The sequence below is a fragment of the Bacillus sp. MRMR6 genome, from assembly GCF_001940785.1.
GTDB lineage: Bacteria > Bacillota > Bacilli > Bacillales > Cytobacillaceae > Neobacillus.
Genome location: NZ_MSLS01000005.1, coordinates 226,936 through 233,496, shown reverse-complemented (window position 1 = coordinate 233,496; position 6,561 = coordinate 226,936). Strand labels below are relative to the sequence as shown.

At 31.2% G+C, this 6,561-nt stretch carries 5 protein-coding genes and 1 pseudogene; 5 read left to right on the top strand and 1 reads right to left on the bottom strand.

What is annotated here, in order from left to right; translation table 11 throughout:
- Both BTR25_RS08125 and BTR25_RS08120 read left to right on the top strand, forming a co-directional pair.
- On the top strand, positions 1-261 hold a 261-nt coding region (locus BTR25_RS08125), incomplete at its 5' end, for an ATP-binding protein (protein WP_175596730.1).
- A 50-nt stretch (positions 262-311) separates the two neighbouring features.
- Positions 312-920 carry an NUMOD1 domain-containing DNA-binding protein gene (locus BTR25_RS08120; protein WP_075687560.1) on the top strand — a complete coding sequence of 203 codons (609 nt, stop codon included), beginning with the start codon at positions 312-314 and terminating at the stop codon, positions 918-920.
- A 404-nt stretch (positions 921-1,324) separates the two neighbouring features.
- Here BTR25_RS08120 and BTR25_RS08115 read toward each other — a convergent pair whose 3' ends face one another.
- Positions 1,325-2,170: a hypothetical protein gene (locus tag BTR25_RS08115; protein ID WP_075687559.1), complete on the bottom strand. Its 846-nt coding sequence runs from the start codon at positions 2,168-2,170 to the stop codon at positions 1,325-1,327.
- Between the two features lie 580 nt (positions 2,171-2,750).
- Here BTR25_RS08115 and BTR25_RS08110 point away from each other — a divergent pair.
- The 3 genes and pseudogenes from BTR25_RS08110 to BTR25_RS28065 all read left to right on the top strand — a co-directional run.
- A complete protein-coding gene (locus tag BTR25_RS08110; protein ID WP_075687558.1) occupies positions 2,751-4,523 on the top strand; it encodes an ATP-dependent nuclease in 1,773 nt (590 codons plus the stop codon).
- The gene (locus BTR25_RS08105) at positions 4,516-6,162 is read left to right on the top strand and encodes a UvrD-helicase domain-containing protein (RefSeq protein WP_075687557.1); all 1,647 of its coding nucleotides are present in this window, start codon (positions 4,516-4,518) and stop codon (positions 6,160-6,162) included. The genes BTR25_RS08110 and BTR25_RS08105 overlap by 8 nt, the downstream gene beginning before the upstream one ends.
- A gap of 227 nt (positions 6,163-6,389) precedes the next feature.
- Positions 6,390-6,479, top strand: a pseudogene (locus BTR25_RS28065) (NADPH-dependent oxidoreductase); the annotation flags it as partial.
- Positions 6,480-6,561 lie beyond the last annotated feature (82 nt).

The window sequence follows — 6,561 nt, the reverse complement described above, 5'->3', positions numbered from 1 at the left end:
TTAATGTATATGGCAATGGACCAAAGAGAGGCTAACCTTTTCTTTCATTTAATTAACCATCTATATGAACGAAGTTCAATTATCTTGACCTCAAATAAAGGCCCAGAAGAATGGGGTGAATTAATGGGAGATCAAGGCATTACTACAGCTATATTGGACCGTTTACTACATAGGGTAGAAGTTATACAGCTTAATGATAATGACAGTTATAGAATTAAGCATCGTGCAACCATTTTCGATATGGAAAGTGTTCAAAATTAATTAGCAAAAAGTGTTCAAAACTACTTGACGGTTACAGTACGGCTAAACCTGTGCAAAAATTTGATTTAAATGGGGTATTTATTAAAGAATATCCTTCTCTGAAAGAAGCGTCTGAGGATTCATGTGTGAGTTACCTAACACTTGTTGATATGTTTAATCGGAAAAAACAAATGTGTGCTGGATATCAGTGGAAATGGACGGATGATTATACAGAGATGAAACCCTATAAAGATCCGAGTGAAATAGAAATAATTCAGTATACCCTTTCTGGTGAATTCCTTCAAAAATTCCCATCTATTAAAGCCGCAGCCGAGCATTTAATAAGCCACGGATTTGAACAGGCTAGCCCATCTAGCATCAGTAAAGCATGCATTGGTAAAGTAAATTATGCTTACGGTTTCCAATGGCGATATTTTGGAGATGAAAGACCACTGTTAAATCTAAAAAAGCGGATTAACCGAATCGTTCAATTAACAATGGATGGTGATTTTATCAAAACACATAAAAATATCCGGGCAGCAGAAATTGATTTAAAAATAAGTATTAATACAAGTGGGATTGGTAAATGTTGTAGTGGAATACAAAAATCAGCTCATGGCTTTAAATGGATCAAAGAACATGATTATTTAATACTAATAGGAAAAGATTTGGTTAGTTAAAAATACAATTTTTGAGGTCACTCATTCTTTTTAGAAGTATTATCTTGGAAGTATTTATAGTTTTCAACGTATGCAGCGATTAGACTTTACTTGGAGTGGTGGGTGGGTATGAGGCAATTGCCTTGCTAGGTGTGTTCCAAAGATCCACTAGAACAATTAAGGAAAAAATATAAAGAGAGCTTATTAAGCTCTCTTTATATTTTTGCAATTTTATTGTCGTCACGTTTACTTTGGTGCAAACTTTAATTAATCAGAATCGCTGGATGCTTGAGAATGCTTAAAATAATCCATTTCTCCATTTGGTAAAGATTGAACGTGTTGAGCATCATAGTGTTTTATTTTTTTATTTAATTTCAATAGGTTTTTTTCTAAATCGTCATGTTTAATATCGCAGAGTTGTTTTTTTATTGATCTATGTACGTAATGTCACTTGTAACAGATTCTTCATCTTCAAACTGATATGGATCAGTTTCATTAACTAATCGTTTAAGTTGGAGTACATAATCTGAAGCATTTTGAAGAAGTTTATATGCAGTCGACCTAACCTCCATAAAAGCAGCAATTACTTCGCCATCTTTATCCCAACTACCTTCTATATTTTCCTTTTTCGGTTCAGGCCCCAAATACTTCTCGGTGTCAAGCTTAGAAATTAACTCATGCCAAAGTAATTCCTTATTTATCATTTCAACTACAGCATTTTCAATATCCCAGTTTTCATATTTTAGCAAATCCTCTACCTTAATAGTAATAATAGCCTTTCTAACTTGCGCACCCTCTTTCTTTGAAGTTATAAGAGAATCCTTAAATATGTCATTTTTGTAGAAGGTGTCGATATCATGTGCAGTAAGGCATTTCATTAATGGTTTCCCTGTTGTAACGTCATCATGATGAATGATGAGTAAAAATCCGTTTTTCGATACCAGTTCACCTTTCTTGTTATAATTGTAAATATACTTAGTATCTATTTCAATAATTGTTGAAGTGGATGAGATATATTTACATTGGATAAAGGCTATCGAGGGGGAATGAACATGTAATAAATCCTTATTTAGCTCCCCTTTTTGAACTATAAAATCTGCACCATTTGTATCAAGAGGTCGTTCTGATACCCAAAACTTATTATTTAAAAGAAGAGTCTTAGTTCTTGATTCTCCAATCAAACCATTTATTTTGGATTTAATCCAATTTTCAGTAGAAGATGCATTGGTGATTAACTTTGAAATTACATCTTTATTTTCAATAAAAGTCATATTCAGCCTCCTATAAAGTTTATGATATTAAAATTATAACCTTAAATTTCTGTAGATTGGAAATATAATGTAATTTGAATTTTTTTAATCTTGCTGCACAGTACAAATATACTATTCAATAGAAATTGATATTCCACAATTGGCGCGATTGTGAAAGACTAAAAGCCTAATTCCTTGCTAAAGAAAAGGAGGATGAATAGGCTTTTTCACTTAGAATCTTTGACGTTCTTCTATTGGAAACATTTTGACATCGTGTGGTAAATTCCGTGGTAAGCGCTGGTAAAAAATAGTTAATCATATTACTGGTAGATGTCTAATAATAATAAATGAATTTGTTCACTGCAGGTTGGTATAATTTATTACATTGACTTATGATAGATTGACATGATTTTAATCTAGTATAAGAATCTCCTTTGTGTTTTCAAATATATTGCGATGTTTTACCCCTTTGGATAATATTGTCTAAAGGGGTGTTTTTTTTGCCGGTAGGGAAGTTTGTAAATCTAGTATTCTATGTTTTTGTAGGCAGTTAATAAAAAAATTTTAACTATTTTAAATTAAGTTATCGGGGGTTGGTCTTATGAGAATTGATTGGATAAGGGTAAAGGGGTTTAGAAATTTTGTTGATGAAAAAATAAATTTTGCTAATCAGACACTAATAATAGGTGCCAATGATGTTGGAAAGACGAATTTAATTTATGCCTTAAGGATTCTGTTCGATAGAGGCCTAAGTGATAAAGATTTAGAATTACATAACAGTGATTACAATGTTTATACAAAGACTGAATCAATTGAAATTACAGTTAAAGTAACTGAAGTTAATCAGGACTGTCTAATTAGTACTTTTAAAGGGGACATAAAGGATGGTACAGTATTTATTCAATATAAAAATACAAAGACTGGTGAATTCCAAATCTTAACGGGTCATTCCGAAGAAACGTTAGAAAACAAACTATCACGCTACTATATAAAGAGATTAAATATGGAATACGTTAATACAAACCGCAATTTATCTTCCTTTATGAAAAGAGAAAAAAATCAGATTCTTGAGGATGCGAAATCAATTTTGGGAGAAGAGTTGAAAAAAATCGATGAAGTAGCAGTTTCTACTATGAAGGATGACCTAAAGATTTTAAATGAAAAGATTGATAACTTGAATTACATAAAAAGATCTTTAGAAAGTGTGAATACTGAGTTAGCAAAGTTAGCTATCCATAACGAGAACCAAACTCTAAATTTTAAAAATGCTAATTCTGACATAGACAGCTTACTTGATAATCTAGAATTAACTTATGCATCAGATGGTGAAACGCTTACTTTAGGTGGGGATGGTCGTAATAATCAAATATTCTTAGCTACTTGGGTCGCAAAACAAAAAAATAAAAAGACACTTGAAAAAGTAACCTTTTTTGCAGTTGAAGAGCCTGAAGCTCATTTACACCCACATCAACAAAAGAAACTTTCTAACTATTTACTAGAGAACTTTGAAGAACAGGTATTCATAACAACTCATTCACCACATATTGCTTCGGAATTCAGACCAGATAAAATAGTAAAGTTATATTCTAGAAACAAGAAAACTATGGTAGCAAAAGGTGGATGTAGTGAAGAATTAAAATTGAATTTTGATGATTTTGGATATAGACTAGATGCAATCACAGCAGATGTGTTTTTTGTTAATGCAGTTTTTCTAATTGAAGGTCCATCAGAAAAGCTTTTTTACACAGCATTAGCAAAAAAATTAAAAATTGATCTTGACCGTTTAAATGTTTCGATAATTTCTGTCAACGGTGTTGGATTTAAACCTTATATTAAAATTTGTTTAGCGTTAGATATTCCTTTTGTATTAAGAACGGATAACGATATTTTTAATAAGTTCAAAAAGGTATCCGATACAGAGACCATTGAATTATCATATCATGCTGGAGTATCTCGCGTTATGGGGATATATGAAGAACTTCTAAAAAATGAAGAGACTAACCCTTTAATTGAATATTGGAAAGTGAACGGGAAATACAATGAATGGGACAGTGGAGATAAAGTACCTGCAAAAGCTAACAGCATTTTACAGTATATTTCTAAAGAAATAGAAAAAGATAATATTTTTTTATCAAGTGTGGACTTAGAACATGATTTAGTAATGAGTAATTTATTCAGCTCTTTAAAAAACTATTATAATACGAGAACAGAAACAAGTACTGTAAAGAAGATGCAACAAGCTAAGGCGGAAAATATGTTAAGTTTTTTAAGTAACAAATTTGATACCCTCGATTGTTTAAAAGAGGATAAGGTTGCCGAACCTCTAAAAAGAATCCAAGCATTGGCTGAAATGGTTGTGCGTGTGAATGAATAAATCAGTCCAACCCACTAAAGAACAAGTAAGAATTATCGATGAAATCGGAAACCTAGTAGTAACTGCAAAACCTGGAAGTGGGAAAACCTTTACAGTAGTTGAAAAGATCGGAGTTATTTCTGAAGGTTTAATGGAATTCCAAGGGGTTATTGCAATCTCTTTTACTAGAAAAGCTAGTCAAGAATTAGAATTGCGTTGTAAAAGAAAAGGAATATTAAGAAGAAATCATTTTTTTGGAACTATTGATAAATTTTATATATCTGAAATAATATTGCCGTTTTCAAAAATACTTGCTGGTAAGAACATACCATTAGAAGTAAAAGATTCTTTTAGTGACTTTCCAGAGTATGAAGCATTAAAAGGACTTAAGGTGGATTTCAGGAATAAAGAATTACAAATATTATTAGAGAAATCTTTATTAGATGGCCACATTTTTTTAGAAATATGTGGAGAAACGGCATTTTTTATTATGAATAAGGTTCCAGAATGTTTATTTTACTTAAAAGCAAAATATACTCATATTTTTATTGATGAGTATCAAGATTGTGGGGAGATTCAACATGAGATCTTCTTAAAACTTGTCGATTTAGGAATTTTTGGTGTTGCTGTTGGGGATTTAAATCAGGCAATTTATGCATTTAGTAATAGATATTCAAAATATTTATTTTCATTAATGTCTGATAAAAGATTTACTCACCTAGAAATAACCCATAATCATAGATGTCATAAGACTGTCTCTGACTACTCACTAGCTCTTATGGGAGTTCCAAATATTACTTTAGAAGGTGATTCAAGGGTATTTAAGGTTAATGTAATAGGCACTGATGAGAATGTAATCAATTCAATAGAGTGTAATCTACCTATTCTGAAAGAAAAATATGGATTTAAAAATAATAGTGACTTTGCCATTTTGTGTAGAGGTAACGAAACTGCTAAAAGAGCTTCACTATTTTTAAAAACTGAAAATAAGTTATTTGTCGATACAGCACTTGATAAAAGTAATTCCTACTGGGGTATGTTGTTTAATGATATGTTAACTTCATTTTTTTTATATAAAAAGGGCTTAACAACAATCTTAGATTTTGTAGAGAGCCGTATTAATGAAGAGTATGAAAAAAAGAGGTTTGAAGAAGGATTAAAAATTTTGACTGAAATTTTTTCGTTAGAAGAAAATCAGTTGGGAAATCAAATAGACTTATTTATAAAATTCGCACATTTAACATATCCAGAACATAAAGGTGAAAAAATATGCAATGATTTAAAACGTATAGTAGAAGATGAGCAAAAGCTAGATAGTTTTAAACCTGCTACTAAAAATGAAGTAAATATTATGACTTTGCATAAATCAAAAGGTCTAGAGTTTAAATGTGTCTTTTTACTTGATGTTTATAAATGGATATTGCCACCTGAAGGGAAATGGGTTACTAATGAAGACTATACCCAATCTCTAAATCTCTTCTATGTGGGGGTTACTAGAGCTATTGAAGCTTGTTATATTATGCAGGGAACTATGAGATACAGAGCTAAGCAAAAGGATTTTTGGACAGCAGAAGAATCTCCTTTTTTATACCTGAACAATACACAGTTGCTGAGGAAAGACCTTCTTTGGAAAGATGAATTATTAGTAAAGCAAAATTGAATAGCAATTGTATAAGAGTTCATGTTATTTTAGTTTTTGCTTTGGTTCGTTTTCAAAGTGGGGGGAATAATACAAGTATTTGGTTATAATGTATTTAGCAATGACGCTTTGGCCACTGTGTGATATAGGTGATCCACCCGAAATCTACCACAGGGATTTGGGTGGATTTTATTTTGGCATTTTTTATAAGTGACATTGGGTAATGTTTTATTTATTCAAAGGAGTATTTTTATACAGCTGAATTACATCTCCCTAATGTAAATTTGATGCTTCACCAAGTTAACGCTTGGAGCGGTGCATTAAAAACATTGAGATAATAACCATAAATGATAAGTGCAAAAATCCGAATATCAGACCCTACCAATTATGGTGTCTGATATTCTTTTTTATTTAAGGAAA

Excerpts from the sequence above, each read along its gene's own strand:
- BTR25_RS08115 (WP_075687559.1), bottom strand. The coding sequence starts at position 2,170 with ATGACTTTTATTGAAAATAAAGATGTAATTTCAAAGTTAATCACCAAT.
- BTR25_RS08110 (WP_075687558.1), top strand. The coding sequence starts at position 2,751 with ATGAGAATTGATTGGATAAGGGTAAAGGGGTTTAGAAATTTTGTTGAT.
- BTR25_RS08105 (WP_075687557.1), top strand. The coding sequence starts at position 4,516 with ATGAATAAATCAGTCCAACCCACTAAAGAACAAGTAAGAATTATCGAT.